Below are 26,312 nucleotides of genomic sequence, written 5' to 3'. Positions count from 1 at the left end.
CGCATTGAAAAATCGCGACTCCGTGTTAAATCCTGTGATTCAAAATGACGCAAACATTTAGCAAAAATTTGCCTTGCAATATGAAGGTTTCGTGTCTATCTGCTATTGAAGGTTAATGATCACTAACTCTTTATGCACACCTCCTGTGCTTATTTAGTCAAGCCGTTTATAGCTTGATCAAAAACACGAAAAAATGTGCTTTTGAACTTGTTTTTTTATGTAACATTATGAAATATAAGGAAATTATTTAATTGATTGTTTTTTAATCAATCTGTTGTTGGTACTGATTTTATAAGCCTTTGAGGCGGTTTCCCAAAAACTATCCACCAAGTTATCCACAGAAAATGTGGACAAAATTTTGATGAAGGTTTTTGTGCAGAAAAGTTACAGTTTGTGTGTTTTGTATCTTTTATTCCGTAACAGGTGACGAATTTCAGTGGGTTTTTTCTCGGTCAAATCACTGGATTTATTTATGAGTAAACGATTGAAGGTTGCTGTACTTGGTGGTGGTAGTTTTGGTACGGCAATTGCCAATATCATCGCTTGTAACAATCATCAAACTTTTCTTTGGATGCGCTCGCCAGAGCAGGCTGATGCCTGTGAAGCTGCACGCCAGAATGCTCGCTATCTTCCAGGCTATATGTTGCATGAGCACTTGGTAATTACTGCGGATCTGGAGCGAGCAGTCACCGGGGCCGATCTAGTATTTGTGTCTATTCCAAGTCACTCCTTTCGTGCGGTCACTCAGCAGATGAAGCCTTTGCTGGGTAGCGACACCATGGTGGTTAGTACTGCCAAGGGCATAGAGCCAGAAGGGTTCACACTGATGAGCCAGATTCTGGAGCAGGAGTTGCCGGGGCATCCTATTGGTGTATTAAGCGGCCCCAATTTTGCGAAAGAGATTGTGCAGCAACAGCAGACCGGCACGGTTATCGCCAGCGAATACGAAACTGTTATCAGTTGTGTGCAGGAAACTTTGAAGTCATCCACTTTTCGTGTGTACGCCAATCATGACCGCTATGGTGTAGAGTTAGGCGGCGCTCTGAAAAATATCTACGCAATTATTTGCGGTATGGCAGCGGCGCTAGGTGCTGGTAATAATACACAGGCGATGCTGCTTACTCGCAGCCTTGCTGAAATGGGACGTTTTGCGCAGATGATGGGAGCCAACCCTATGACGTTTTTAGGTTTGGCGGGTGTGGGCGATTTAATTCTCACCTGTACGTCAGATTTGAGCCGCAATTACCGTGTTGGTTTTGCGTTAGGGCAGGGTAAGCCTTTGGATGAAATTGTGGCCTCGTTGGGGCAGGTGGCAGAAGGTGTAAATACGCTGCGCCAGGTAAAACAAAAAGCAGATGAGTTACAAGTGTATATGCCGCTGGTCTCTGGGCTTTATGCTGTGCTTTTCCAGCAAAAAGCCATCGCGGAAGTTGCGCGTGGTTTAATGGTGGGCGAACAAGCCGATGATGTTGAATATTTAAGGGGAAATTGATGGACAACGAACAATTGAAATCGAATATCACTTCCAGTAAACACTGGTTGCGTTTGGTGTTTATGTTGCTGTTTGCTGCGGTGTTGCAGTTGGCTAGTCTGGTGATGTGGATATTGGTCGCAGTGCAATTTGTATTCTCACTGATTACCGGTGAGGACAATCAACATCTGCGCCGTTTTGGTCATTCACTCTCAACTTATATTTATGATGTATTAAAGTTTTTGTGTTATAGCAGCGAAGAAAAACCTTTTCCTTTTGCTGATTGGCCAGCGGATTCAGATGTGGTTGAAAATGTGGTGGTGCCACCGGCTCAAGCGAAAGATCTACCTGATGCGCCCGAAAAAACGGCTGATTAAATGACTATTTTTATTCTTCGTCATGGTCAGGCAGAGGCGCAGATTAGTACGGATGAAGCTCGCCAACTCACCGATAAAGGCCGTAGCGACACGGCTAGAGTTGTGCAGGCGCGCATTGCCGATATGAACCCCTTAATGCAAATTTGGGCGAGTCCTCTGGTGCGTGCACAACAAACAGCGGTTATTGCAGCGGGCTACTTTTCTGGGATTGCGATTCAAACAACAGAATTATTAGTGCCCGAAGCAAATCCACAGGCTCTCATCAAATGGTTGGGTGAGCTCAATGCGCGATCATCCAGTCAATCCATATTGCTTGTTAGTCATCAACCCTTAGTAGGCTCTCTGGTCAATATGTTGTGTAGTAAGCCAGAGCATTATTATCCAATGGGTACAAGTTCTCTCGCTGCAATTCGAGCAGAACTCATCGCTGCAGATATGGGTGATTTACTTTGGCTGGATCACGCCTAAAATAAAACAACCTTTGAGTTGTGTTGGATAAGTCTATGGCGCAATCAACCAGTCCGCGCGAGCTGTGCTTCAATGTTAATGGAATGAATTTCGCTGCGCAGGAGTGGGGCGACGCACCGCAACTGCCTGTGCTTGCTTTGCATGGTTGGCTGGATAATGCCGCCAGTTTTTTTGCACTAGCTCCTCGTCTGAAAAACTTACATATAGTTGCATTGGATATGGCTGGTCATGGCAGGAGTGAGCATCGCCCCGGTCAAATGGCTTACACTCCTTGGGATGATATCAACGATATTCTTGCCGTTGCCGATTACTTGGGGTGGGATCGCTTTGCACTTTTGGGGCACTCGCGTGGTGCTATTGTTGGTAGCTTGGCAGCGGGTGCATTTCCTGAGCGCATTGTTGCGCTGGGGCTGGTTGAGGGGTTGTTGCCGGAACCTGCACACCCTGAAGATGCCCCCAAACAGCTGGCGAGCGCCATTCAAGGGCTGCGTGTCCAGCAGCAAAAAATACGGTCTATTTACCCTGATATTAACCTTGCCATTAAAGCGCGTGAACGCGGCATGTTTCCGCTTGGATATGCGGCTGCAAAGGCGTTAACTGAGCGTGGTGTGGTGGCACAAGAAGGCGGGGTTTCATGGAGTACTGATCCGCGTTTGCTTGCGCCCTCAATGATTAAATTATCACGTGAGCAGCTACATGCGTTTATTAATCGCATCAGTGCGCCAATAAAATTGTTACTGGCAGAAGAGGGTTTACCAAAACTTTATGTTAATTACTTGCAGGAAGTGGAGCAATTTTCCCATGTGAATTATGAGGTTTTATCCGGCGGGCACCATTTGCATATGGAGCAAGAGGTGGATGTAATTGCAGAAAAGCTAAATATGTTTTTTGCTCGCTTCGCCCTATAGTTCTGGTTAATAACACCATTATTACGCAGTGAGAGTTTATGATTTTTGTTCGTTTGATCAGTTGTTTTGTTTTGCTGCTTAGCGCAAGTGTACTTGCTGCTGCCGACTTGCCAATACAAAATTATCACAATGCCCGCGTGATTTTTCAAAGTAATGCAGATGCTGATGAATATTTGCTGGCACTGGGTAGTTACAAAAAAATTGCTGGCAGCTGGAGAGTTGATCGACAACAGCGCTTAAGTGGGCGTCTTGCGCGCTACACCCTGGAGTTACCTGAAGGGCACAGCGCCAGTAATGGTTTTGATTTTTATTTGGATCAGTTGCAGAATTTTAATTTTCGCGAGTTGTATCACTGTAATGGTCGCGATTGCGGCACCAGTAACTCGTGGGCCAACAATCATTTCAAAATTCAATTGCTGTATGGTTTGGATCAATTCCAACAATATGGCGCGTACGAAGTGACTACCGCCGATGAAACGCCTTTTTATGTGGCGCTTTACGCAGTGCAACGTGGCAATAAACGTGTGTATCTACAATTAGATGTGCTGCATGTTGATAGCGTTATCGAGCTGGGAATAGCGTCTAGCCCTGAATCGATTATCAAATCCCTACTTGCCAGCGGTTATTACGTATTTCCCGATTTTGTTGCTGGTGATACAAAAAACCATGCAAACATCAACATTAAGCCCGCCCACATTCAGGCTTTAATTGATGTGCTCACGCAGCGGCCCGATTGGAAGGTGGCACTGGTAGGACATGATTACGCACCTGTACCACTTGCACAGCAGCAAAAAAATTCGCAGGGTTATGCTGAACAATTAAGTGCAGCACTGCAAGAAAAGGGTATAGCTGCTAAACGTGTCGCGGCTTATGGTATTGGCAGTCTTGCGCCAGCAGGACGGGGTGATAGAAGTGCGCGAGTGGAGGTGGTCAAGGTAAGTGATTAATTTTTATTGCGTATAATTTTCTTACAAAAAAGGCGGCATCACCCGGTGATGCCGCCTTTTTATTGAATGAAAATTAACTTTGTGAAAGTGACTAACGCAGCAGCGATAAAAATTCATTGCGGGTGGCTTGATTGCTACGGAAGGTGCCGCGCATGGCCGAGGTTTTCATTGACGAGTTTTGTTTTTCAACGCCGCGCATCATCATGCACATATGTTTCGCTTCGATAATTACACCGACACCGGATGCGCCAGTAATCTCCTGAATACATTCCGCGATTTGCACCGTGAGCTGTTCCTGAATTTGTAGGCGGCGGGCAAACATATCAACAATGCGCGCAACTTTCGATAATCCCAACACTTTTCCGGTAGGGATATAAGCAACATGCGCTTTGCCAATAAACGGCAGCAAGTGGTGCTCGCAGAGTGAATAGAGTTCGATATCTTTTACGATAATCATTTCATCTGAGTCAGATGGAAAGAGCGCATCGTTGACCACGTCTTCAAGGGTTTGGTTGTAGCCGCGAGTTAAAAATTGAAAGGCCTTGGCTGCGCGATCAGGGGTATCCAGCAGGCCGGGGCGGGTTAAATCTTCACCAATACCCGCGATAATATTCGCAAAATGTTCTCTCATTAGAAACTCCTCTAGCGGCAGCAATGCTCTGCCCATCACAAAACGGCAGTTTACCGCTTTCGGCCAACTTCTAGAAAACATAAATCCTGATTTGACCAATTTATTGGGTAGAATGTCCGCTCTCTGCCCAGCTCGAGGTTATCCATGACTACATCTGTTACCGTTTTTGATCAGGCGCGCGAAGAATTATTTACTATTCGCGATTTATTACGCTGGGCAGCCAGTGAGTTTATTGCCGCGAAACTCTTTTACGGTCATGGCACCGATAACCCGTGGGACGAAGCTGAGCAGTTGGTGCTGCATGCCATTCACCTAGCGCCGCCGCTGGGCGATGAATGGTTGGATGCGCGCCTAATGCGCAGCGAGCGTGAGCGTGTTGTCGCCAATGTTCAGCGTCGCATCGAAGAGCGTATCCCCGCTGCCTATATTACCGGTCAGGCTTGGTTTGCGGGCTTGCCCTATGTGGTTGATGAGCGTGTGTTGGTGCCGCGCTCGCCCATTGCCGAGCTGATCGAAAAACGGTTTGCGCCCTGGTTAATCAACGAGCCGCAACACATATTGGATTTGTGCACTGGCAGTGGTTGTATCGGTATCGCTTGCGCCCATGCGTTTCCCGATGCCTATGTACAACTCAGTGATATCTCTTACGATGCGTTGGCTGTGGCCGACGAAAATATCCAGCAACACGGCATGACGGAGCGAGTTTTTGCACTCCAGTCAGACCTGTTTGAAAGCCTGATCGGACAGCGTTTTGATTTGATCGTCTCCAATCCGCCCTATGTGGATGCAGAGGATATGGCCAGTCTGCCCGATGAGTTCCATGCAGAACCTGAGTTGGGTTTATCCTCTGGTGATGACGGTTTGGATTTTACCCGGCGCTTGTTGCAAGAAGCTGCTGATTTTTTAACAGAAGATGGGCTCTTGGTAGTGGAGGTTGGCAACTCATGGCCTGCATTAGAAGCTGCATATCCAACACTGCCGTTTACCTGGGTGGAGTTTGAGCGTGGTGGCCATGGGGTGTTTGTTCTTACTGCTCAGGATTTGCGCAATGCGCGCGCGGCGGGCGTACTCTGAGGCGAGGATGTCGATGCGCCAGTGGGGTAAGTCACGTATAATTGGCGCACTTTTTTTTCGATCTGTTGTTGGATTCTTATCTATTGGGAAATCCCTTAAATCAGGAAATAGCTAATGTCTGGAAATACGTACGGCAAATTATTTACTGTTACCACCTTCGGCGAAAGCCATGGTGTGGCCTTGGGTGCAATTGTAGATGGCTGCCCGCCCGGTCTTGAATTGACCGAAGCCGATATTCAAATCGATTTGGATCGCCGTAAGCCAGGCACATCCCGCTATACCACCCAGCGCCGTGAAGATGATGCGGTGAAGATTTTATCCGGTGTATTTGAAGGTAAAACAACCGGTACACCGATTGGTTTGATGATCGAAAATACCGATCAGCGCTCCAAAGACTATTCCAATATCAAAGATCAATTCCGTCCGGCCCATGCCGATTACACCTACATGCAAAAATACGGTGTGCGCGATTATCGCGGCGGTGGCCGTTCATCTGCGCGTGAAACGGCGATGCGTGTTGCTGCAGGCTCCATCGCAAAAAAATATTTGAAAGATTTTCACGGTATTGAAGTGCGCGGTTATTTGTCGCAATTGGGGCCGATAAAAATTGAAACTGTCGATTGGGATCAGGTTGATCAAAATCCATTCTTTTGCCCGGATGCGAGCAAAGTTCCAGAAATGGAAGCTTTTATGCAGGCACTTAATAAAGAAGGCGATTCAATCGGTGCAAAAATTACTGTTGTCGCCACCAATGTTCCGCCCGGTTTGGGCGAGCCGATTTTTGATCGCCTCGATGCCGAAATTGCCCATGCATTAATGAGTATCAATGCGGTAAAAGGTGTTGAGATAGGTGAGGGCTTTAATTGTGTTGCGCAGCGCGGCAGTGAGCATCGCGATGAAATGACGCCAGCAGGTTTCTTGTCAAACAATGCGGGCGGTATTTTAGGGGGTATATCTTCCGGGCAGGATATTATTGCCAACCTCGCGCTTAAACCGACTTCCAGTTTGCATATTCCCGGCCGCAGTGTGGATGTGCATGGCAATCCAGTTGAAGTGATCACCAAAGGTCGCCACGACCCTTGTGTTGGTATTCGTGCAACGCCGATTGCTGAAGCTATGCTGGCGCTGGTATTGATGGATCATTTGTTGCGTCAGCGCGCGCAAAACGGTGCGGTTAAACATTCTGTACCGGTAATACCTGCAAGTGTGAAATAAGTTCTTTAAGGGTGTGTTGGGTTAGTTATCTTTAGGGTTGTTTGGCCTAAGGGTAATTAACCTAATGTGAAATTCACTCCTTCAGTTGTTTTTATATGTCCCTTTCTTTTGCGCAGCAAGCAATTCCCTATTGGCGCCTGTCCGGATTTTATTTTTTTTATTTCGCTGTAGTCGGCACGCTCATTCCTTATTGGGGCATTTATTTAAAATCGCTGGGCTACTCATCGCAAGATGTCGGCATTATCACGGCCATCATTATGGCTACCCGTATTATTGCCCCAAACTTTTGGGGTTGGTTGGCTGATCATACACAGCAGCGGCTGCGCATTATTCGCCTGGGGAGTTTGGCAGCGAGTATTATTTTTGCCGGAATTCTGCTCGATCAGCGCTATTGGTGGCTGGTATTGGTGGTGAGTTGTTACACCTTTTTTTGGCATGCAGTGCTGCCGCAGTTTGAAGTAATCACACTGGGCTACTTGGGCAATAACTATCACCGCTACGGTCAAATCCGTTTATGGGGTTCAATCGGTTTTATCGCGGCCGTAGTAGGCTTGGGCTTGGTGTTTGATGTAATGCCGATCCGTTTTCTGCCACTTTTTATTCTGAGTTTTTTGATTCTAATTTGGCTTTCCAGTCTCAGTTTGAAAGATGTGAGTGCGAAAAAAAGCGATGGCCAACGGCAGAATTTTTTAGCGTTGGTTTTGCAGCCAACTATTCTGTGCTTTTTGGCCGCCAGCTTTTTATTGCAACTGAGTCACGGTCCTTACTACACTTTTTATACTCTCTATCTTGTGGAAAACTACGACTACAGCAGCACAGCAACAGGCTTGTTATGGGCATTGGGTGTTGTGGCAGAAGTGGCCATTTTTATCGTGATGCATAAATTGTTGCGTCACTTCACCTTGCGTTTTTTAATGTTGTTCAGTTTGTTCGTGACCGGTGGGCGCTGGCTGTTAATTGCTTATGGGGCTGAATCGCTAAGCATATTGTTGTTTGCCCAATTGCTCCATGCTTGTAGCTTTGGTGTCGCCCATGCGGTTTCTATTGAGTTGGTTCGCACGCATTTTAAAGGAACAAATCAAGGGCAGGCTCAGGCGCTGTATAGTTCTGCTAGTTTTGGCGCGGGCGGCGCAGCTGGTGCATTAGTTGGGGGGCTGTTGTGGGACTATAGTGCAGTGACTACATTTGTGCTGGCTGCTGTGGCCGCGCTGTTGGCATTTATACTTTGTTATGTTTGGTTGCATCCTGTTCATTCAGTAGGGGAAACGCATCATGAATAATTTGACTGTTACGCTGGTGCAGCAAGTTATAGTGCCTAATGATCCACAGCATAATCTCGATGTGTTTGCCCAATCGATGACGGCAATTACTAAAACAGACTTGATTGTATTGCCCGAAGTTTTCACCACCGGGTTCTGCGCCGGCGCGCGCAATTATGCAGAAGTTGAGGGCGGCCGCGCCTATCAGTGGATGCAACAACAGGCAGCTAAACACGACGCTGTTGTTACGGGCAGCTTGGTTGTAAAGGATGGCGAGCAGTATTTTAATCGTTTAGTGTGGATGCGCCCCGACGGTAGTTATACCGAATACGATAAGCGTCATCTATTCCGTATGGCGGGCGAACATACTCGTTATGCGATGGGCAAAGAGCGGGTGCTAGTCGAGATTAATGGTTGGCGTGTGTTGCCATTAATTTGTTATGACCTGCGCTTCCCCGTGTGGAGTCGCAATCGCAACGATTACGATCTTGCACTTTATGTTGCCAACTGGCCGAGTGTACGCGCCCTGCATTGGAATCGGTTATTGCAAGCGCGCGCGATAGAAAATTTGAGCTACATTCTTGGCGTCAATCGTGTGGGCATGGACGAAGCAGAGCAGCATTATGCCGGTGATTCCAGCGTTTACGGTCCAGCGGGGGAGTTAATTGCTACAAGTCAGGAAGCCGAATTAATAACGGTAGAATTGTATGCGGAAAAGTTAACCGAATATCGCGAAAAATTTCCCGCCTATTTGGATGCGGATGAGTTTATATTGCAGCATTCAATTTGAGTGGTAATGGAGAGTATTGATCATGCCTAATGGTTTCGGCGATAAACTTGTCATAGCGATTTCATCCCGTGCGTTGTTCAATTTGGATGAGAGTCATCAGGTCTATGTTAATCAAGGCTTGGCGGCCTATGCGCAATATCAAATTGACCATGAAGACGAAATTCTCGCACCGGGTGATGCATTTCCCTTGGTCAAAAAATTATTGCGCCTCAATGAACGTTTGGGTGATGAGCCGCGTGTTGAAGTAATTTTGTTGTCGCGCAATAGCGCGGACACCGGCTTGCGCGTGTTCAATTCAGTTGAACATTATGGTTTAAAAATTAGCCGCGCCGCGTTTTGTGGTGGCACATCCCCTTATCGTTATGCCTCGGCGTTTGGTTGCCATTTATTCCTCTCGACAGAGCCGGATGATGTTCGGCAGGCGCTTGACCATGGCATGGCAGCGGCCACACTAATTGCCTCGAATAATCAGGTCGATAATGAGGAGGAATTGCGTTTTGCATTTGATGGCGATGCGGTTATTTTTTCAGATGAAGCCGAGCAAATTTATAAATCACAGGGGCTTTCGGCCTTTACGCAAAGTGAAAAGGCATCAGCTAAACAACCGCTGAGCGGTGGTCCATTTAAACATTTTTTGGCAGCGCTGCATCTGTTGCAAACAGAGTTCGGTGAGAACTGCCCGATTCGTACTGCATTAGTGACTGCGCGTTCGGCTCCAGCTCATGAGCGGGTGATACGCACGTTGCGCGCCTGGAATATCCGGATTGATGAGTCGTTGTTTTTGGGGGGGCTTTCAAAAGGCACTTTCCTTAAAGCCTATGGGGCCGATGTGTTTTTTGACGATCAGCCAATGCATTGCGAGTCAGCTCGTGAGCATGTTGCTACAGGTCATGTGCCTCATGGAATCGCTAATCGCCCTAAATCATGAGGGGCTGGCAGGCAACTTATATCCAATATAGGCTGTGATTCGCTTGGTTTTTGTTGTTTTTGTAATATTCCCTCGCCAAAAACTTTGAATTTTCGGGATATAGTCTAAAGTTGTAACAAGGTCGGCTTGTAGCACAAATCATAATGCTGGGCACAGGTCGGCACGTTGTTCTATTCTTTGAATGAATAAATTAATTACATTTTATAACCCTGAGCTCGCTTCAGGGTTTTTCTGGTCGATGCCTTTGGCAAATACCTCCAGTGAGTGGGCCAATCGGAGGGCTTATGAAGCTGCAACAATTACGCTATATCTGGGAAGTGGCGCATCACGATTTAAACGTGTCAGCTACCGCACAGAGTCTATACACCTCTCAACCGGGCATCAGTAAACAAATCCGGTTATTAGAAGATGAACTGGGCGTTGAAATTTTTTCGCGCAGTGGGAAACATTTGACCCGCATAACCCCGGCCGGTGAAGCGATTCTCAAGACTGCGGGTGAAATCCTGCGGAAAGTAGAAAGTATTAAGCAGGTTGCTCAAGAATTCAGTAATGAGCGGAAGGGGACGCTGACCTTAGCGACTACTCATACGCAAGCGCGATACGCATTGCCGCCGGTGATAGGCTCATTTATCAAGCAGTACCCAGAAGTTGCCTTGCATATGCATCAGGGGACGCCTATGCAAATTTCTGAGATGGCGGCTGATGGCACGGTAGATTTTGCCATAGCAACAGAAGCCATGGAGTTGTTTAGCGATCTGATTATGATGCCTTGCTATCGTTGGAATCGCAGTGTCGTGGTGCCTAAAAACCATCCACTAGCTCAGCTTGCAAATCTGACGCTAGAAGATGTGGCTAAGTATCCAATCGTGACTTATGTATTTGGATTTACGGGGCGATCTAAGCTCGATGAAGCATTTATCAATCGCGGTCTTGCACCTAAAGTCGTGTTCACTGCTGCGGATGCGGATGTTATTAAAACCTATGTCCGGCTTGGTTTGGGCGTAGGGATTATTGCCAGCATGGCTTATAACGAGGCCGCCGATAGTGATTTGGTCTCTTTGGATGCAAGTCATTTATTTGAGTCGAGCGTTACTAAAATTGGTTTCCGTCGCGGTACATTCCTGCGCGGATTTATGTATGATTTTATTGAAAAGTTCGCGCCCCATCTTACAAAAGACATCATCAACGAGGCATTTAATCGCCATTCACGCGCTGAGTTGGATGATTTATTTGAAGGTATAGAAATACCGACCCACTGATGCATTGATCATTGAAAGCCGGGCGAAAGCTCGGCTTTTTTATTTTAAATCAATTTGTTACCTGCTCAGCCTAGTGCTAACTGTAAGGCTTGCTCACCCTTCCTTTTTTAATCTCCTTCTCGAAATGTTGTACATATTATTTGCTTTGTATAAGTTTGTGGTGTAAAACTTATACATCATCAATCAATTGTATAGGTTTTGTATGAGCAAAATTCCTCTTGGTGTTAGCCAGTGTTTGCTCGGTGAGCAGGTTCGTTTTGATGGCGGACACAAGCACAATCGTTATTTGACCGATGTGCTCAGTGATTACGTTGAGTTTCGCCCTGTCTGCCCAGAAGTGGCGATTGGCTTAGGGATTCCGCGTAAACCTATACGTTTGGTGATGATGGGTGATGAAACCCGTGTGCGTGGTATCGACAACCCGGAGCTGGATGTTACTGATGCCTTGGTTGAGCAAGCTGAGCTAGCCGTGGCGGCAATGCCTGATATTTGCGGTTATGTATTTATGCAAAAGTCACCCAGCTGCGGTGTTTTTGGCATGAAGCGCTATCGCACCAATGGCTATACCGCCGACCATCGTGGTCGTGGTGCCTATGCGCAACGCTTGATGGAGTTGATGCCTTTGCTGCCGGTAGAAGAAGCCGGGCGTTTAAACGATACGGGCTTGCGCGATAATTTTCTCGCCCGTGTATTTGCCTATCACGACTTTAAAACCAATGTTGCCAGCGCGCCTACCGCTAAAAAACTCATCGAGTTTTACTCCCGCTATAAATACCAGGTCATGGCGCACCATGTGCCTAGTTATTTTTCGATTGGTCGTTATTTGTCGAACCTTTCCGGCCGCGATATTCAGGAAAGTAGCGATGAATTTTTTCGTTTGTTTATGGCCGCACTGTCGCACCACGCAACGCGTAAAGGCAATACCAATGCGATTATGCATTTGCGGGGATATTTAAAAGAATATTTGAACACACAAGATAAACAAGAGTTATCGCAGCTAATAGATTCTTACAAAGCGGGTATGGTGCCGTTGGTAGTGCCACTGACACTGCTGAAACATCATTTGTTGAAGCTCGATAATCCCTATTTAAAGGCGCAAACATTTTGGGCGCCGCATCCAGAGCGGCTCGGTATACGTAATCACATTGTTGAGAGTGCGTGATGAATCGTGTTGTCGATCTCGAAGTTGATGAGGCGCTGGTTGAAGACCGGTTGCCGATTCGCGAAATCTCTCGTGAGACTGGCGTTAATACCGTTACCTTGCGTGCGTGGGAGCGTCGTTACGGCTTACTAATTCCGCAGAGAACCACCAAAGGCCATAGATTGTATAGCCGCGCCGATATCGAGCGCGTAAAAGAAATCCAGTTATGGCTCGGGCGCGGTTTGGCAATCAGCAAAGTAAAGGCATTGCTTGCTGATGAACAGCGCGGAGAGTCAATGCCGCAGATAGATTCAATCTGGCTGGAATTGGCGCAGCAAATTCAAACAGCAATCACCGCATTTAATCGCAACCAACTTGAACGATTAATTGAAGACACTTTTGCGCTTTACCCAAGCCCGATGATTGCTGATTATTTGTTGTTACCGTTGCTGGTGGATTTGCAGGGTGATGAACCGGGCAGACCAATGCGGCGCGCATTTTTTACCGCAGTATTACAGGAATATGTTCAAGCTTCGCAGAATCGCCAGCGGCAAGCGGCCAATGGGGAAAAAATTCTGGTTTTGTCTGCAACGCCAGATGAGGAGCTATTGGTGCCGCTGCTATTAACCTATGGTTTGTTGGTGAATCAGCATAACGCGGACTATCTAGGCTATTTGGGAGCAAAAGAATCGCTGCTCTGTGCGGAAGCATTTAAAGCAAAAATATTGGTAATTATGGGTGGCGAAGCCGTCAATACCAGCGAGCTACAACTACACTTGAGTTTATGGCGGAGTTTTTCTGCCATGCCTGTTGTGTTAGTTGGGAATGCGGTACGTCTCGTTCCTGCTCTATCACCTGAACTTGCTACAGGCGTTCGTCCTTGCGATAACCAACAACAAGTATTGGTCACAATAAATCAATTACTAAAGGGATAAGTCATTTTTATGGCGCTGACAGTTCCGCAAAAAGTACGTAATTTGTACTTGCGTTTTGATAAAAAAATTCTTAACACTCTGGGTGAAATCTACAGCGATGACATTCAATTTCGCGATCCCTTACATGCGGTCAATGGGCTCGGTAATCTCACCTCATATTATGCAGCCATGATGAGTAATTTAATGGAGTGCCGTTTTGAGTTTCATCACTCCATGGAAATGACTGCGCGCGGTGAAGCAGTATTGTTCTGGACTATGCATTATCGCCATAGCAAATTAGCGGGCGGCCAACTGCTGGAATTGACCGGTAATACTCACCTGTTATTCAACGATAAAGTCTATTACCACAGGGATTATTTTGACGCAGGCTCTATGCTGTATGAACATATTCCGGTGATGGGTTTTGCCATTCGCCAAATAAAGAAAAAAGTAGGCGCCAAATGACTGCATTAGTTTGGCTGCGCCATGATTTACGCGTGCGTGATAATCCCGCGTTATTTAAAGCTGCCGAATTGGGGCAGGGAGTTGTAGCGGTTTATGTACACTGTGATGCCTACGTTCACCAGCATACAATTGCACCCGCTCAGTTGGATTTTGTGCGTCGCCATTTGCACATAATCATCAAAGATTTGGCCGCGCTGAATATTCCACTGTTAATTATTCGCGTACAAAAGCCCGCTGAAGTAGCACCGGAATTATTGCGTCTTGCGCAGGCTGTCAAAGCCGAGTATTGCTATTTCAATGCGGAGTATCCGCTCAATGAATTAAATCGCGATCTCGCCGTTAATCAATTGCTGCGCGATCACGGCATTTTGGTCAAACGCTGTCATGATCGCTGTATTGTGCCACCGGGCATGATTCGCAATGGCCAAGGCGATCCTTATAAAGTTTTTACTGCGTTCAAAAAGAAATGGTTGCAAACAGTAATGCCGGTGGCGATGCAACCATTGGCCGCGCCTGCTAAACAAGTGGCTCCTGCCAATCTGGCTTCTGCCTCGATTGATGAAATTGATCAATTATTTTCGGGTCACGAATTACGCGATTTATCCGTGTTTTGGCCAGCCGGAGAAGATGAAGCCTATCGCCGTTTGGATAGGTTTATCGAAACATCGATTGCGCGCTACCAAGATCAGCGCGATTTTCCCGCTATTGATGGCACCTCCAGTTTATCCCCGTATTTTGCGATAGGTTCACTATCGCCTCGCCAAGCCGTTGCTGCTGTGCTCGCTTACACCCATGGTGAGTGGGATGGTGGTGATGCGGGGGCAAACTGCTGGCTTAGTGAATTAATCTGGCGCGAGTTTTATCAGCATGTGGTGGTGGATTACCCCCAAGTGTGCAAGCGGAAAGCGATGCAAGCGCACACCGAAGCTTTTCCCTGGCGTTATGACAAAACCTTATTTGCTGCCTGGTGCGAAGGCAAAACGGGTATTCCGATTATTGATGCCGCGATGCGCCAATTGAATGCGACAGGTTGGATGCATAACCGATTGCGTATGGTTGTCGCGATGTTTTTAACCAAGAATTGCCAAATCGATTGGCGCTGGGGTGAAGATTATTTTATGTCGCAGCTGATCGATGGCGATTTTGCAGCCAACAATGGCGGTTGGCAGTGGAGTGCTTCCACGGGTACAGATGCCGCTCCTTACTTTCGTATTTTTAATCCTGTAAGTCAGTCTGAGCGTTTTGATCCAAATGGCGAATTCATTCGTAAATGGATTCCAGAGCTGGCGCATTTGTCGAATAAACAGATTCACAACCCGCCTGCATTGACTAATTACCCGCGCCCAATTGTCGATTTGAGTGCGAGCCGAAAAGAAACCATCGCGCTTTTTGCACAATTGCCGCCAATAAAACATTAACCGAGCTAATTTATGACTGCCAATTCCGCGCCTTACACAGTATTGATTACCGGCGCCTCCAGCGGGATTGGTTATGAGTTGGCGCTGTGCTATTTGAAGCAGGGGGCAAAAGTGTTTGTGCTGGCACGTTCCGAAGAACCTTTAGCGCAATTGACGCAACAATTTCCAGGGCGCTGTGTGGCGGTGAGGGTTGATCTTTCCGATGCGGATGACAGCCAACGCGCAGGCGAGTGGATCAGCCAGCAGGTGCCATTTTTAGATCTTGCGATTTTAAATGCAGGCACTTGTGAATATGTAGATGTAAACCATCTGACGCGCGAACCGTTTGAGAAAGTAATGGCCATTAATTGGCAGGGCACAGTTAACAGCCTGTTGTTTTGTTTGCCTTTGCTGCGTAAAAAAATCCTGCACGAAAAAAAATCATCCGCGCAGACTGCGCAATTAGTCGGCATATCCAGCATGGCCAGTATTTTACCTATGCCGCGCTCACAAGCTTATGGTGCTTCCAAGGTGGCTGTGGAATATTTATTTAATTCTCTGCGAGTCGATTTGGTTAACGAGCAGATTGATATCACCCTGGTGCGCCCGGGTTTTGTTAAAACCCCGCTCACCGAGCGCAACGATTTCCCAATGCCGTTTGCACAGACAACAGCGGAAGCTGCAATTCGTATTATGCGCGGCATTAGTAAGCGTCATTGGTTAGTGCAATTTCCTTGGCCTCTCGTGTGGCTGATGAATGCTATCGCGTGCTTGCCATTGCGTGCACAGGTGTGGTTGTTGCAAAAAATATCGCGCAATGCCAAGGTTTAATTTACTGCACCTTATTTTTCAATTTATTTAATCAAGAGCTGACGCATGACAGTAGTTGCCCGAAAAAAAATTGCCATTATAGGTTCAGGAATCAGCGGGTTGCTGAGCGGGTACTTGTTGTCGCGCAGTCATGACGTGACAGTGTTTGAGGCGGCCAATGAGATTGGTGGCCATACAGCAACTAAAATCGTTGCCGCACCTGAAGGTAATTTGGCGGTCGATACCGGTTTTATTGTGTTTAATGACCGCACATATCCCAACTTTTTAAAACTGCTTGCCCAGTTAGGGGTAGCTTATCAGTCAACAGAAATGGGTTTTAGTGTTGCCTGCCAGCAAACCGGCTTTGAGTACAGCGGCACATCCCTGAATGGAATTTTTGCGCAGCGGAAAAACATCTTCGATAGAAAACATTGGCGCATGTTAAAAGAAATTGTGCGATTTAATACAGATTGCACGCAACTCTATAAAGATGATGCACTTCCTGAAGTGCAAACACTTGGAGAGTATTTAGAGCTACAGGGCTATAGCGAAAAATTTATTCGATTTTATATCTTGCCGATGGTGTCCGCGATTTGGTCATCACCTATGGATACAGCGGCAAATATGCCGTTGGTATTTTTTATTCGCTTCTTTCATAATCACGGCTTGCTGACTGTTACACAGCAACCCCAGTGGTACACCATTAAAGGCGGTTCACATCAGTATTTGCGACCGCTGACCGAAAACTATAAAAATACAATTTATACCAATTGCCCGGTACTTAATGTCAAACGCAATCTAGACGCTGTAGCCGTCACTACCGCTCGCTTCGGGCAACAATTTTTCGATGACGTTATTTTTGCGTGCCATAGCGATCAGGCGTTAAAGCTGCTGGTTGATCCCTCACCCGCTGAATATGACATTCTTTCCGCTATTCCCTATCAATCCAATCAAGTGGTATTGCATAGCGATATTCGCCTACTGCCTAGATTGCGCCGCAGTTGGGCAAGCTGGAACTATATGTTTTTAGCTGCGACTGACGTAGGGCATGTCAATGAAAATGCTGCCTTAACTTACAACATGAATATTTTGCAAAAGTTAAATTCGGCAACAATATTCTGTGTTTCGGTCAATGCAGGCGATGCAATAGATCCGGAAAAAATTTACGGCGAATATCACTATAGTCATCCCATGTTTACTCGTGAATCTGTCGCAGCGCAGGCGCGCTGGGCAGAAATCAGCGGAAAAAATCATACACATTTTTGCGGCGCCTATTGGCGCAATGGTTTCCACGAAGATGGCGTGGTCTCAGCGATTCGTGTGGCAGAAGTGCTCGGAGAAATCTGGTAGTGAATGAGAAAATGTTGAATATCAGGTGCTCATATGCATAGTGCAATTTATCAGGGCAATTTGCGGCACCGGCGCTTTTTTCCAAAGCGTCACGAGTTTACCTACGCATCGACTTTATTTTATATCGATCTGGATGAGTTGCCGGAGTTGTTCAAGGGGGTGACAGGCTGGTCATTGAATCGTGCGAATCTGGGTAGTTTTCGCCGCACCGATTTTCTGGGTGATCCGCTTGTACCTTTAAAGGATGCCGTTATTGCTGAGGTCAATAAACTATTGGCACAGGGCAGTTTTGGCAATATTAGCTGCCCCGATGGTGCCGTACGTATGCTGACTAATTTACGCATCTTCGGTTTTTGTTTTAATCCGGTAACCCTGTATTACTTGTTTAATGAAAATATCGAACAGCCTGCAATGATTCTTGCTCAAGTTAATAATACACCCTGGAATGAACGGCATACTTATCTTATTCATTGCAATGAGAAAACCGGTAAGGCAAATTCGCAATTTGATAAACAATTTCATGTGTCGCCATTTAATCCAATCGATATGGTCTACCAATGGATTAGTTCGGTACCGGCAGAGCATGTTCTTGTGCACATGGAAAACCATGTGAGTGTATCTGATCAATCTGCTTGCACTGAACAGCAATCAATTTGCCATATGGATGCAACTCTCACGCTCAAGCGTCGACCCTGGTCAAAGTCTGCATTGCAAAAAATACTTTTATTGCAACCTTGGATGGCAATAAAAGTACCTGTTGCTATTTATTGGCAAGCGCTGCGCCTGTTTATTAAAGGCGTACCTGTTTACACCCACCAAACCATAAACCCTTTGCCCGCTGCTACCAGCACTGAACTTAAAACGACAGGGGAATCATCGTGAAAACTACCAGTATCAGGCTGCTGCCAAAACATCGAGTGTCGTCATTAAGCCGTAACCAAAGCATTGCACGCTCAATGCTATTTAAATTGTTGCGCGGCCTGAAACAAGGTTGCTTGCGCATTCATGAACAAGGCGAACTGTATCAGTTTGGTCAGCTTGCTGATCACACCGATTTGGTGGCAGATATTTATGTGCACGATGCACAACTCTATTCGGATGTTATATTCGGTGGTTCAGTGGGTGCAGGTGAGGCTTACATGAGCGGTTATTGGAGTACACCCAATCTCACGCAGGTGACGCGGCTATTTGTACGCAATTTAGATGCGCTTGATGCAATGGATTCAAAACAATCTTTGGTTGGCCAATACTTGTTAAAAGTGTTTCATTGGTTTAATCGCAATACCAAAGAGGGGTCGCGGAAAAATATTTCTGCCCACTACGATTTGGGCAACGATTTTTTTCGGTTGTTCCTCGACAGCACTATGATGTACTCAGCGGCCATTTATCCAACGCCGCAAGCGACCTTGGCAGATGCGTCGGTTTATAAATTGCAACGTGTATGCGAAAAATTGCAATTGAATTCTAATGATCACTTGCTTGAAATAGGTACAGGTTGGGGCGGTATGGCTATTTATGCCGCTAAGCACTATGGTTGCCGTGTCACTACAACCACTATTTCTCGCGAGCAGCATGATTACGCGGTTGAAAAAGTGGCTGAAGCCGGGTTGAGTGACCGTGTTACGGTGCTGTTTGATGATTACCGTGATTTGCGTGGTCAATTCAGTAAATTGGTATCGATTGAAATGATTGAGGCCGTAGGGCACGAACATTACGCCCAATACTTTGCTACTTGTTCCCGTTTGTTAGCACCCAATGGTTTAATGTTGTTGCAGGCTATCACCATTGCTGATCAGCGCTATGACATGGCACGCAAGACAGTCGATTTTATTCAGCGGTACATTTTCCCCGGTGGTTCGCTTCCTTCTATTGCGGTGATTAGTGATGTTGCCAAACGCAAAACAGATATGAATATTTTGCACATAGAAGATATAGGCGAACACTATGCGCAGACTTTAAAACATTGGCGAGAAGCGTTTCATAAAAAATTGGAGGCGGTAAGGGCGCAGGGGTTTGATGAACGTTTTATTCGTATGTGGGAGTTTTATCTCTGCTATTGCGAAGGCGGCTTTATTGAACGCAGTATTGGTACAGCACAAGTTTTATTGGCGAAGCCACAGTATCGCAATGGCTATTTCCAATGAAGCGTAGAGCTTTGCTCTTAACTATCGCCAATGTTCTAGTGTTTCAAGCCGGTTGGCTTGTTTGTATTTTGTTCGGCAGTTTATGGGCTGGTGCGTTTACATTGTGCGCGCTGGTTTTGCATTTTGTTTTCTATACCCAGCGCCTGAAGGACACGGTTGCCGTGCTACTTGCAGTGGTTATAGGTCTTGTTCATGATCTGCTACTCCTGCATACAGGCTCTATTTTGTTTTTAGAATCTGTTTATTTGCCGCCGCTGTGGTTGATGTGTCTATGGGTGCTGCTGGGGCTCACTCTTAATCATTCCCTGTCGTGGATTTATTCGCGGCCTCTGTGGTCTGGCTTATTGGGAGCAATAGCAGCGCCAATGAGTTATATGGCAGGTGTAAAACTATCTTCAGCAGAATGGTCTAGCCCGATACTTGAAGTTGTTCCTATAATAGCGGCTCTGTGGTTAGTCATATTGCCACTGCATCGTTTGATTAGCTTGAGGGTTTTAACCTATGTCCAGCACAAAACCGCAAAATTGCCTGCGCCATATTCTGATTGCTAGTCTCGGGCTGTGCAGTGTTTTTACCGGCATGTACAGTAGCGCAGTGATTGCTGAAGATAACTATGTTGTAGCGGGCAGCGCATACAATCTTGAAAACAACCAACTGATCTATCGCGAACTGTACACGGCGCTGGATGAAAATAAATCGGTTCGGGTTGATTACATGACTCCTACCGGAAGCACTTTTGCATCCAAAACCTTGATTTACCAAGGAGAACCTTTTCAGCCCAGTTTTGATTTTGAAGATACACGGGATAACGAATTCACATCGGCCCACTTTCAAGGTGCCCGTTTAGTGCTTACCCATGGCATGGGTAGCAGTCAAAATGAAAAAGTGATTTACGATAATGCACGTATGGTTATTGATGCGGGCTTTGACGCGTACATTCAGCTGAATTGGGATAAGTTGGTTGCAGGCAAACGGTTGAAATTTGATTTTGCTATGCCGACTCGGTTAAGCAGCCTGCAATTAGAAGTGCGCAAAATTAAGGGTACTGAATCGCCAGTATATGATGCAAATTTTGGCCGCGATTGGATTTATTTTCGCATCGCACCCGCAAAAGCATTTATTTCGCTTTTTGCCGACCCGATTAACCTTGCTTATGATCCAAATGGTAAATATCTGATGCGTTTTCATGGCCGCTCGAACATCGATGGTGATCGCGGTGGTCCACAGGATGTACGTATCGAGTATGAATATGTAAATTAAGACTATGTGTGCGAGCAATATCCCTATTGCTCGCACAATTATTTTCTAAATGTAGATTGTTATGCGCTGGGGGATGTGCTGGATAAATAAGAGCACCAATCGCTCCAGCTTCCGGGATAGAGCTTGGCTTTTATTCCAATCATTTCTAATGACAAAATATTCATGCAGGCTGTGACACCTGAACCGCAATACACCACCAGATTATCTCGCTCAGTTAAATCATTCCACCTTTGTAGCTGCGCTTCAGGGGATTTAATAAACCCCTGTTCACTAGTCGCCTCTTGCCAAAAATAATTCAGCGCACCAGGAATGTGGCCGGCAATCGGGTCTATAGGTTCTTCTTCGCCGCGATAGCGTTTGGCTTCGCGGGAATCGATCAGGGTAAAGTTTGAAGCCGCTTGTAAAATATCTTCGCGATTTACAATCCAATCCTTTTGTGGTGTGGCTTTAAAATTCCCGCTTTTTATTGCAGGCTCACGTCTATCTAAGCCGCCGCCACTTGCAATCCAGCCAGCGAAACCACCATCGAGAATGAGTACCTGTTGATGACCCAGATAACGCAGCAACCACCATCCGCGAGCGGCGTAACCCATGCGTGAATCATCGTAAAGCACTATTGTTGATTGCTGATTAACACCTGCAGTGCGCAATTTTTTACTGAGGGTTTCAGTATCGGGTAATGGGTGACGGCCGCCGTGAGTGGCAACCGCACTGGAAAGATCTTTTTCCAAATCCAGAAAATAGGCTCCTGGAATATGCCCGGTTCGGTACTGCTCCTGACCTTGAGTTTTGTTCATCAAGTTAAAACGGCAATCAAAAATCACAACCTTGCCCAGTTGCCTTTTAAGTTGTTCGCTGGTGATAAAGTGATTCATGGGAGTGATGTGCGCTTATGAAATGTGAATGTCAAAAGAGTGGCGTCATAATCGCATCATCTGGGGAGCTTGGGAAGGGTGATATCTGAGCGCTTTGTGCAACTTTTGTAGAGTCTGTGTGTAGATTGATTAAGGGGTATGCCAGGGATCGGGTATTTTGCCCTCAAGCTGATAGGCAAAAGCAATAATGTAAGCTACTGCAATGTAGAGCGCTTCAGGGATTTCATCGCCTAACTCCAGTGTCACCAACAGATCGACCAGTGCTGCGTTATCACACAGCGGAACGTCGTGCTCTTGTGCAATCGCAATAATTTGTTCAGCAACTGCGCCGGTACCTTTGGCACTTACGTGCGGGGCATTTTTGCCATCGTAATAAAGTGCAACGGCTTTTTGTAATTGTTGTGTGGAGTAGTGTGATGTCATTGCACGAGCTCAGGTTTTAATGTCGACCAGTGAATAACTGAATGACATTTTAGGTTTGGGTGGGAGGCCGGGCATACATTGGATTTGCGTAATTTTAATGCCTTCGCGCTCTAATTGTGTTTTCAGCATGTCTGTTTTATTCTTTGCTTCGATTAAGGTGTTTTCATTTTCTGCCCAAAATTTTGCCGATAGGCTTTCACCCACTAACGAAAGCTGCGAATAAAATTGCCCCACTAATGGCAAATCAAAACTAAGCATTACATTCCATTGGCGCACCCGTGTGCTGCCTTTTTCCGTGCCCTCATCTTGCTCTTCAATCCATTGCTGCTCCAATTGAATGTGGAGTGGGTGAACCTCTTGTCCTTGGCGCACGGGAATTTCAAATTGCCATGATTGCGTAGGCTGTGCCTGATCTGCCTGCGCTAGTTGGTGATTCAGTGCGTGCACTTGCTGCAATTGAATTTTAGCGATGCTGCCCAGCGTGTGTTGATGCATTAGCATTACCAATTGCGTGCGCAATTGTTTTTGGCTGAGTTCACCTTGTTGTTTGTTGCTGAGCATACCTAAAAATTGGGGCAGGGCGATTGCTAATAGATTTTTATTGAACTCGGTTGTTAGCGGTGAGCCTGGTTGTGTCGGTTTGGTTGCCCCCAGTTCGGTATCGAGTTGGTGCAGGAGCCCTAAGAGCGCGCCTTTTAGATCTTGCGCTGCTATTTTTTCTACAGAGTGTTGGTGAGTTAGGCTGGGTTTTTGTGTCGCGGCAGCTGGGTTGTTTGGGTTTAATAGTGCTGCTTTGAGATTGGATGAGGTGCTCAATGGATTTATAGCGGCGGATTTTTTTTCGGGCGATGGCGTGCCGCTAATTGAAGTTGAGGATGCATCGGCAGATTGCTGACCCGTGACTAGTTGCGCTAATTTTTGTTCGAAACTTTGCCCGTTATTTTTGAGTGTCATTTCTACTAATTTGGGATTAGTGAGTTGATCAGATAAGCGAATATGATTAGCCAGAGTTTTCAGTGACTGTTGCACTTGGCTCGAAAGCCATTCTTTTCGCTCGGCAATAGGTAGCTGCTGTATAAATTGAGTGATTTTCGGCAGGCTTGCCAGCAAATCCTGCCCCTTATCTTTTTGTGGCAATAAGCGGCGCAAGGTTTCACCAATCGCCTCGGTGGTTTTGATAGTCGCTAATTTTTGTGGTTCAAGATTGGGCTGCAAGGTTTTACTGGTGAACTCACTGTTTAGTAGTGCGCTAGTGGTTAACTGTGTAGTTGCTGTGCTGTTAGTGTAAAGAGCTTGTAGGGTGAGAGGGATGTTCGTTGTCGCTGAGGCTTGTGAGTTATTCGTTTGTATTATTGCATTGAATGCCGCAACCTCGGTTTTGCTTAGTACTTGTAATAATTGCAATCGTTGCGCTTCACTCAATTGCATCAATAATGTTTGGCCAGCTTGTATGGGTTGATTGGTGTAAGTAAGTAGATTTGTTGTTGCCGCACTGGGCGATGTCGTTGCGTTTGGTGTGGTGGTAGCAGCAGCGGGAGTGTTGACGGAAAGAGCGACTAGCTTAATGCCGGGTGTTTGTGCGAGTTTTTTTTGCGCTTCCAATTCACTGATTAAGGCTTTTATCGCTGGCGCCGCTGAATTTTTATTGAGCTGCGCTAAATTAGTTTCAATCGATTTAATCAATTGCGCGCGCTCTTCCGGCGTTGCTTGGGTTACTTTTTGCACATCTGCTAAAAAATGACTGCCAACTTTTAGGCCGAGCGCTTTTGTGATCGCCATTATTTTTTCGATCTGCGCGCGCTGGTGATTTTGTACCAGCTTGTCGGTGATGGAACCTAGCTCCATGACATATCCCAAATGGACTTTAATCTGATCAAAAATGTAAATTGGAGTGCTTTGGCGATGTGCAGGTCGTTATAATCGCCTACATTGAACAGCCGCTGTGCAGAGTATAGCGGCTGAAAAGATGTTTCCTGTAGATACCATACACGCCAAGGCAAATAATAAGCATGACCGATTCGGTAACCAAGGTGAAAATTCCACTACTTGAGCTGCGTAAACTTGGCTGTGAGCGGGACGAGCGCCTGCTATTTGCAGAGTTGGATTTACAGCTCTACCCAGGTGATGTGGTGCAAATCGGTGGCCCTAACGGCGCAGGTAAAACGACTTTATTGCGCGCTCTTGCGGGCATCAGCACGGATTATCTTGGTCAAATCCTTTACGCTGACCAACGTTTGCCTGAGGCAGCTTGGGAGTTCGCGGGCGACAGCCTTTACCTAGGACATTTACCTGGTATCAAAAAAGCCTTAACACCTGCCGAAAATCTGGCGTGGTACCAAGCCCAGAGCGGTGCGGCAATTGCGGTTAATGACGCATTAGCGGCTGTTGGCCTCTATGGCTACGAAGACACCCCGTGCTACCAACTATCCGCAGGGCAGTTGCGCCGGGTTGCATTGGCAAGGTTGCATTTGAGCCGCGCGCGCATCTGGATTCTGGACGAGCCCTTCACCGCGATCGACAAGTTGGGCGTAAGCCAGTTGGAGACGCTAATCGCCCAGCAGTCAGCCAAGGGCGGAGTGGTGATTCTGACCTCGCATCAGGATCTAACCCTGCCGCAGTTGCGTATGGTGAATTTGCAAGATTATCAGCCCGCTCGTGCAGGGGATAAAACCAACGATGATCTTGGTGGTCTGACGAGCGACGGTGCGTATCATGGCTGATCAGTATCCGGCAGTAAGTTTGTGGGGGGGATTTATCGCCAGTTTCCGCCGCGATATGTTAATCGCGGCGCGTCATAAGGCCGAGTTAACCAATCCTCTCGTATTTTTCCTGATTGCGGTAACGCTGATTCCCTTGGGGGTCAGCCCGGAAAAATCGGTACTGGCATTACTGGCGCCGGGAATTGTCTGGGTGATGGCACTGCTGGCGACCCTATTGTCGTTAGACGGTTTATTTCGCAGCGATTACGATGATGGCTCCCTAGAGCAAATGTTGATTAGTCCGCAGTCACTGTACTTTACGGTGATGGCAAAAGTGCTGGTGCACTGGTTGGTCTCGGGTTTACCAGTGACCTTGCTCGCACCGCTGCTGGGTTTGATGTTGAGTTTGCCAGGAGAAGGTTATCTTCCATTGCTGGCATCATTGGCATTAGGTACGGCATCCATGAGTTTGATCGGCGCAGTGGGTGCAGCCTTAACAGTTTCGCTGCGTAAGGGCGGTTTGTTGTTGTCCTTGATTGTCATGCCGCTGTATATTCCAGTACTGATTTTTGGTGCAAGTGCGGTGCAATCTGCAGTACAGGGCGGGGCAGTGGGTATGCAGCTCGCCGTATTAGGGGCATTTCTGGCATTGGCAATAGTGCTGGCACCCATAGCAGCGCTGGGTGCGCTGCGTATAAGTACAAATGGTTAACTAATAATAACGATCAGCTAAACTGCAATAAGGTCTCTTACTATGGCATGGCAATGGTTTCATCGATTAGGCTCTCCCCGTTGGTTTTACGAAAAAACAACTGCTTGGATGCCTTGGTTGGCGGCACTGAGCATTGCGCTTCTGCTGACGGGAGCGGTGTGGGGGTTGGCATTTGCCCCCGCTGATTTCAAGCAGGGCAATAGTTACCGCATTATTTATATTCACGTTCCCGCTGCATTCTTAGCCTTGGCGGGTTATTACATTATGGCGATCTCCGGAGCTGTTGGTCTTATCTGGAAAATGAAGTTGCCCTTTATGGTGATGAAATCCGCTGCGCCGATTGGTGCTCTATTAACATTTGTATCGCTGGTGACGGGTTCCATTTGGGGCAAGCCTACCTGGGGTACCTGGTGGGAATGGGATGCACGTATCACCTCCATGTTAATTTTATTTTTCCTCTATTTGGGCATGATTGCTTTACAGCAAGCATTTACCCATCGCGATACCTCCGATAAAGCCAGCGCAGTCTTGGCCTTGGTGGGCATGGTGAATATTCCGATCATTTACAAGTCAGTCGATTGGTGGAACACACTGCATCAGCCTGCAACGATTAAATTCACCAGTAAATCTACCATTGACCCATCAATGCTATATCCGCTATTGATTATGGTGATCGGTTTTTACGCATTTTATGCATTAGTACTTTTACTCAATACCCGGGTGGAAATATTGCGCCGTGAAAGTCGCACGCAATGGGTTAGTGATCTTATCAGTGCAACCAATAAGAGGGCGTGA

General features: G+C 46.7%; 28 protein-coding genes. 24 read left to right on the top strand and 4 right to left on the bottom strand.

Annotation, left to right across the window (positions count from 1 at the left end; all coding sequences use genetic code 11):
* Positions 1-472 precede the first annotated feature (472 nt).
* From AWU77_RS09255 to AWU77_RS09235, 5 genes are read left to right on the top strand one after another with little or no spacing between them, the layout of a single operon-like run.
* The gene (locus tag AWU77_RS09255) at positions 473-1,492 is read left to right on the top strand and encodes an NAD(P)H-dependent glycerol-3-phosphate dehydrogenase (RefSeq protein WP_062062193.1); all 1,020 of its coding nucleotides are present in this window, start codon (positions 473-475) and stop codon (positions 1,490-1,492) included.
* A complete protein-coding gene (locus AWU77_RS09250) occupies positions 1,492-1,848 on the top strand; it encodes a DUF4389 domain-containing protein (RefSeq protein ID WP_062062138.1) in 357 nt (118 codons plus the stop codon). The genes AWU77_RS09255 and AWU77_RS09250 overlap by 1 nt, the downstream gene beginning before the upstream one ends.
* Positions 1,849-2,316, top strand: coding sequence for a phosphohistidine phosphatase SixA (gene sixA / locus AWU77_RS09245; protein WP_062062136.1), 468 nt, complete (start codon positions 1,849-1,851; stop codon positions 2,314-2,316).
* Between the two features lie 35 nt (positions 2,317-2,351).
* On the top strand, positions 2,352-3,224 hold the full coding sequence (locus tag AWU77_RS09240; protein ID WP_062062133.1) for an alpha/beta fold hydrolase: 873 nt from the start codon (positions 2,352-2,354) through the stop codon (positions 3,222-3,224).
* A gap of 38 nt (positions 3,225-3,262) precedes the next feature.
* Positions 3,263-4,171, top strand: coding sequence for a DUF4892 domain-containing protein (locus AWU77_RS09235; RefSeq protein WP_062062130.1), 909 nt, complete (start codon positions 3,263-3,265; stop codon positions 4,169-4,171).
* 91 nt (positions 4,172-4,262) lie between these two features.
* On the opposite strand, the gene folE is transcribed toward AWU77_RS09235, so the two are convergent.
* Complete coding sequence (folE, locus tag AWU77_RS09230; protein ID WP_062062127.1) at positions 4,263-4,802, bottom strand: GTP cyclohydrolase I FolE; 540 nt, start codon at positions 4,800-4,802, stop codon at positions 4,263-4,265.
* Positions 4,803-4,946: 144 nt separating this feature from the next.
* Between folE and prmB the strand changes: the two genes are divergently transcribed.
* The 16 genes from prmB (at position 4,947) to AWU77_RS09150 (ending at position 20,808) form a co-directional block, all read left to right on the top strand.
* Positions 4,947-5,876 carry a 50S ribosomal protein L3 N(5)-glutamine methyltransferase gene (prmB, locus tag AWU77_RS09225; protein ID WP_062062124.1) on the top strand — a complete coding sequence of 310 codons (930 nt, stop codon included), beginning with the start codon at positions 4,947-4,949 and terminating at the stop codon, positions 5,874-5,876.
* Between the two features lie 114 nt (positions 5,877-5,990).
* Complete coding sequence (gene aroC / locus AWU77_RS09220) at positions 5,991-7,091, top strand: chorismate synthase (protein ID WP_062062120.1); 1,101 nt, start codon at positions 5,991-5,993, stop codon at positions 7,089-7,091.
* A 95-nt stretch (positions 7,092-7,186) separates the two neighbouring features.
* The gene (locus tag AWU77_RS09215) at positions 7,187-8,371 is read left to right on the top strand and encodes an MFS transporter (RefSeq protein WP_062062117.1); all 1,185 of its coding nucleotides are present in this window, start codon (positions 7,187-7,189) and stop codon (positions 8,369-8,371) included.
* On the top strand, positions 8,364-9,140 hold the full coding sequence (locus AWU77_RS09210; RefSeq protein ID WP_062062113.1) for an amidohydrolase: 777 nt from the start codon (positions 8,364-8,366) through the stop codon (positions 9,138-9,140). Before AWU77_RS09215 ends, AWU77_RS09210 begins: the two co-directional genes overlap by 8 nt.
* Positions 9,141-9,162: 22 nt before the next feature.
* Positions 9,163-10,068 (top strand): 5'-nucleotidase, encoded by a 906-nt coding sequence (locus AWU77_RS09205; protein WP_062062110.1) that lies wholly within the window; start codon positions 9,163-9,165, stop codon positions 10,066-10,068.
* 284 nt (positions 10,069-10,352) lie between these two features.
* Positions 10,353-11,327, top strand: coding sequence for an HTH-type transcriptional regulator CysB (gene cysB / locus AWU77_RS09200; RefSeq protein WP_062062107.1), 975 nt, complete (start codon positions 10,353-10,355; stop codon positions 11,325-11,327).
* A gap of 202 nt (positions 11,328-11,529) precedes the next feature.
* Positions 11,530-12,489, top strand: coding sequence for a DUF523 and DUF1722 domain-containing protein (locus AWU77_RS09195; protein WP_062062104.1), 960 nt, complete (start codon positions 11,530-11,532; stop codon positions 12,487-12,489).
* The gene (locus AWU77_RS09190) at positions 12,489-13,403 is read left to right on the top strand and encodes a MerR family transcriptional regulator (protein WP_062062101.1); all 915 of its coding nucleotides are present in this window, start codon (positions 12,489-12,491) and stop codon (positions 13,401-13,403) included. The genes AWU77_RS09195 and AWU77_RS09190 overlap by 1 nt, the downstream gene beginning before the upstream one ends.
* A gap of 9 nt (positions 13,404-13,412) precedes the next feature.
* Positions 13,413-13,847: a nuclear transport factor 2 family protein gene (locus AWU77_RS09185; RefSeq protein ID WP_062062098.1), complete on the top strand. Its 435-nt coding sequence runs from the start codon at positions 13,413-13,415 to the stop codon at positions 13,845-13,847.
* The gene (gene phrB, locus AWU77_RS09180) at positions 13,844-15,265 is read left to right on the top strand and encodes a deoxyribodipyrimidine photo-lyase (RefSeq protein ID WP_062062096.1); all 1,422 of its coding nucleotides are present in this window, start codon (positions 13,844-13,846) and stop codon (positions 15,263-15,265) included. The genes AWU77_RS09185 and phrB overlap by 4 nt, the downstream gene beginning before the upstream one ends.
* A gap of 12 nt (positions 15,266-15,277) precedes the next feature.
* The gene (locus tag AWU77_RS09175; protein WP_062062093.1) at positions 15,278-16,075 is read left to right on the top strand and encodes an SDR family oxidoreductase; all 798 of its coding nucleotides are present in this window, start codon (positions 15,278-15,280) and stop codon (positions 16,073-16,075) included.
* Between the two features lie 45 nt (positions 16,076-16,120).
* Positions 16,121-17,404, top strand: a complete 1,284-nt coding sequence (locus tag AWU77_RS09170) for an NAD(P)/FAD-dependent oxidoreductase (RefSeq protein ID WP_062062089.1) — start codon at positions 16,121-16,123, stop codon at positions 17,402-17,404.
* A 33-nt stretch (positions 17,405-17,437) separates the two neighbouring features.
* Complete coding sequence (locus AWU77_RS09165) at positions 17,438-18,286, top strand: DUF1365 domain-containing protein (protein ID WP_062062087.1); 849 nt, start codon at positions 17,438-17,440, stop codon at positions 18,284-18,286.
* Positions 18,283-19,548, top strand: coding sequence for a cyclopropane-fatty-acyl-phospholipid synthase family protein (locus AWU77_RS09160; RefSeq protein ID WP_062062085.1), 1,266 nt, complete (start codon positions 18,283-18,285; stop codon positions 19,546-19,548). The genes AWU77_RS09165 and AWU77_RS09160 overlap by 4 nt, the downstream gene beginning before the upstream one ends.
* On the top strand, positions 19,545-20,099 hold the full coding sequence (locus tag AWU77_RS09155) for a DUF2878 domain-containing protein (RefSeq protein WP_062062082.1): 555 nt from the start codon (positions 19,545-19,547) through the stop codon (positions 20,097-20,099). The genes AWU77_RS09160 and AWU77_RS09155 overlap by 4 nt, the downstream gene beginning before the upstream one ends.
* Positions 20,050-20,808: a hypothetical protein gene (locus AWU77_RS09150; RefSeq protein WP_238582361.1), complete on the top strand. Its 759-nt coding sequence runs from the start codon at positions 20,050-20,052 to the stop codon at positions 20,806-20,808. The genes AWU77_RS09155 and AWU77_RS09150 overlap by 50 nt, the downstream gene beginning before the upstream one ends.
* A 59-nt stretch (positions 20,809-20,867) precedes the next feature.
* Here AWU77_RS09150 and AWU77_RS09145 read toward each other — a convergent pair whose 3' ends face one another.
* From AWU77_RS09145 to AWU77_RS09135, 3 genes are all read right to left on the bottom strand, one after another.
* Positions 20,868-21,683 carry a sulfurtransferase gene (locus AWU77_RS09145; RefSeq protein ID WP_152625319.1) on the bottom strand — a complete coding sequence of 272 codons (816 nt, stop codon included), beginning with the start codon at positions 21,681-21,683 and terminating at the stop codon, positions 20,868-20,870.
* A gap of 129 nt (positions 21,684-21,812) precedes the next feature.
* Positions 21,813-22,106, bottom strand: a complete 294-nt coding sequence (locus AWU77_RS09140; RefSeq protein ID WP_062062078.1) for an EscU/YscU/HrcU family type III secretion system export apparatus switch protein — start codon at positions 22,104-22,106, stop codon at positions 21,813-21,815.
* 9 nt (positions 22,107-22,115) lie between these two features.
* Complete coding sequence (locus AWU77_RS09135) at positions 22,116-23,951, bottom strand: flagellar hook-length control protein FliK (protein ID WP_062062076.1); 1,836 nt, start codon at positions 23,949-23,951, stop codon at positions 22,116-22,118.
* A gap of 164 nt (positions 23,952-24,115) precedes the next feature.
* On the opposite strand from AWU77_RS09135, the gene ccmA reads away from it, so the two are divergent.
* The 3 genes from ccmA to AWU77_RS09120 are packed head-to-tail and all read left to right on the top strand — an operon-like array spanning position 24,116 to position 26,312.
* Complete coding sequence (gene ccmA / locus AWU77_RS09130) at positions 24,116-24,826, top strand: cytochrome c biogenesis heme-transporting ATPase CcmA (RefSeq protein ID WP_062062072.1); 711 nt, start codon at positions 24,116-24,118, stop codon at positions 24,824-24,826.
* Positions 24,819-25,517 carry a heme exporter protein CcmB gene (gene ccmB, locus AWU77_RS09125; RefSeq protein WP_062062069.1) on the top strand — a complete coding sequence of 233 codons (699 nt, stop codon included), beginning with the start codon at positions 24,819-24,821 and terminating at the stop codon, positions 25,515-25,517. The genes ccmA and ccmB overlap by 8 nt, the downstream gene beginning before the upstream one ends.
* A 42-nt stretch (positions 25,518-25,559) precedes the next feature.
* Positions 25,560-26,312, top strand: a complete 753-nt coding sequence (locus tag AWU77_RS09120; protein WP_062062065.1) for a heme ABC transporter permease — start codon at positions 25,560-25,562, stop codon at positions 26,310-26,312.

Source organism: Cellvibrio sp. OA-2007, assembly GCF_000953825.1.
In the GTDB taxonomy this organism is placed as follows: domain Bacteria; phylum Pseudomonadota; class Gammaproteobacteria; order Pseudomonadales; family Cellvibrionaceae; genus Cellvibrio.
Note: the sequence above shows the minus strand (reverse complement) of the source record. Positions and strands in the feature narration are given on the sequence as shown.

Coding starts and splice junctions, on each gene's coding strand:
- AWU77_RS09155 (WP_062062082.1), top strand. CDS start 19,545: ATGAAGCGTAGAGCTTTGCTCTTAACTATCGCCAATGTTCTAGTGTTT.
- AWU77_RS09150 (WP_238582361.1), top strand. CDS start 20,050: ATGTCCAGCACAAAACCGCAAAATTGCCTGCGCCATATTCTGATTGCT.
- sixA (WP_062062136.1), top strand. CDS start 1,849: ATGACTATTTTTATTCTTCGTCATGGTCAGGCAGAGGCGCAGATTAGT.
- phrB (WP_062062096.1), top strand. CDS start 13,844: ATGACTGCATTAGTTTGGCTGCGCCATGATTTACGCGTGCGTGATAAT.
- prmB (WP_062062124.1), top strand. CDS start 4,947: ATGACTACATCTGTTACCGTTTTTGATCAGGCGCGCGAAGAATTATTT.
- folE (WP_062062127.1), bottom strand. CDS start 4,802: ATGAGAGAACATTTTGCGAATATTATCGCGGGTATTGGTGAAGATTTA.
- AWU77_RS09210 (WP_062062113.1), top strand. CDS start 8,364: ATGAATAATTTGACTGTTACGCTGGTGCAGCAAGTTATAGTGCCTAAT.
- AWU77_RS09145 (WP_152625319.1), bottom strand. CDS start 21,683: ATGAATCACTTTATCACCAGCGAACAACTTAAAAGGCAACTGGGCAAG.
- AWU77_RS09205 (WP_062062110.1), top strand. CDS start 9,163: ATGCCTAATGGTTTCGGCGATAAACTTGTCATAGCGATTTCATCCCGT.
- AWU77_RS09250 (WP_062062138.1), top strand. CDS start 1,492: ATGGACAACGAACAATTGAAATCGAATATCACTTCCAGTAAACACTGG.
- AWU77_RS09255 (WP_062062193.1), top strand. CDS start 473: ATGAGTAAACGATTGAAGGTTGCTGTACTTGGTGGTGGTAGTTTTGGT.
- AWU77_RS09215 (WP_062062117.1), top strand. CDS start 7,187: ATGTCCCTTTCTTTTGCGCAGCAAGCAATTCCCTATTGGCGCCTGTCC.
- AWU77_RS09140 (WP_062062078.1), bottom strand. CDS start 22,106: ATGACATCACACTACTCCACACAACAATTACAAAAAGCCGTTGCACTT.
- cysB (WP_062062107.1), top strand. CDS start 10,353: ATGAAGCTGCAACAATTACGCTATATCTGGGAAGTGGCGCATCACGAT.
- ccmA (WP_062062072.1), top strand. CDS start 24,116: ATGACCGATTCGGTAACCAAGGTGAAAATTCCACTACTTGAGCTGCGT.
- AWU77_RS09120 (WP_062062065.1), top strand. CDS start 25,560: ATGGCATGGCAATGGTTTCATCGATTAGGCTCTCCCCGTTGGTTTTAC.
- ccmB (WP_062062069.1), top strand. CDS start 24,819: ATGGCTGATCAGTATCCGGCAGTAAGTTTGTGGGGGGGATTTATCGCC.
- AWU77_RS09170 (WP_062062089.1), top strand. CDS start 16,121: ATGACAGTAGTTGCCCGAAAAAAAATTGCCATTATAGGTTCAGGAATC.
- AWU77_RS09190 (WP_062062101.1), top strand. CDS start 12,489: ATGAATCGTGTTGTCGATCTCGAAGTTGATGAGGCGCTGGTTGAAGAC.
- AWU77_RS09195 (WP_062062104.1), top strand. CDS start 11,530: ATGAGCAAAATTCCTCTTGGTGTTAGCCAGTGTTTGCTCGGTGAGCAG.
- AWU77_RS09240 (WP_062062133.1), top strand. CDS start 2,352: ATGGCGCAATCAACCAGTCCGCGCGAGCTGTGCTTCAATGTTAATGGA.
- AWU77_RS09165 (WP_062062087.1), top strand. CDS start 17,438: ATGCATAGTGCAATTTATCAGGGCAATTTGCGGCACCGGCGCTTTTTT.
- aroC (WP_062062120.1), top strand. CDS start 5,991: ATGTCTGGAAATACGTACGGCAAATTATTTACTGTTACCACCTTCGGC.
- AWU77_RS09135 (WP_062062076.1), bottom strand. CDS start 23,951: ATGGAGCTAGGTTCCATCACCGACAAGCTGGTACAAAATCACCAGCGC.
- AWU77_RS09185 (WP_062062098.1), top strand. CDS start 13,413: ATGGCGCTGACAGTTCCGCAAAAAGTACGTAATTTGTACTTGCGTTTT.
- AWU77_RS09235 (WP_062062130.1), top strand. CDS start 3,263: ATGATTTTTGTTCGTTTGATCAGTTGTTTTGTTTTGCTGCTTAGCGCA.
- AWU77_RS09175 (WP_062062093.1), top strand. CDS start 15,278: ATGACTGCCAATTCCGCGCCTTACACAGTATTGATTACCGGCGCCTCC.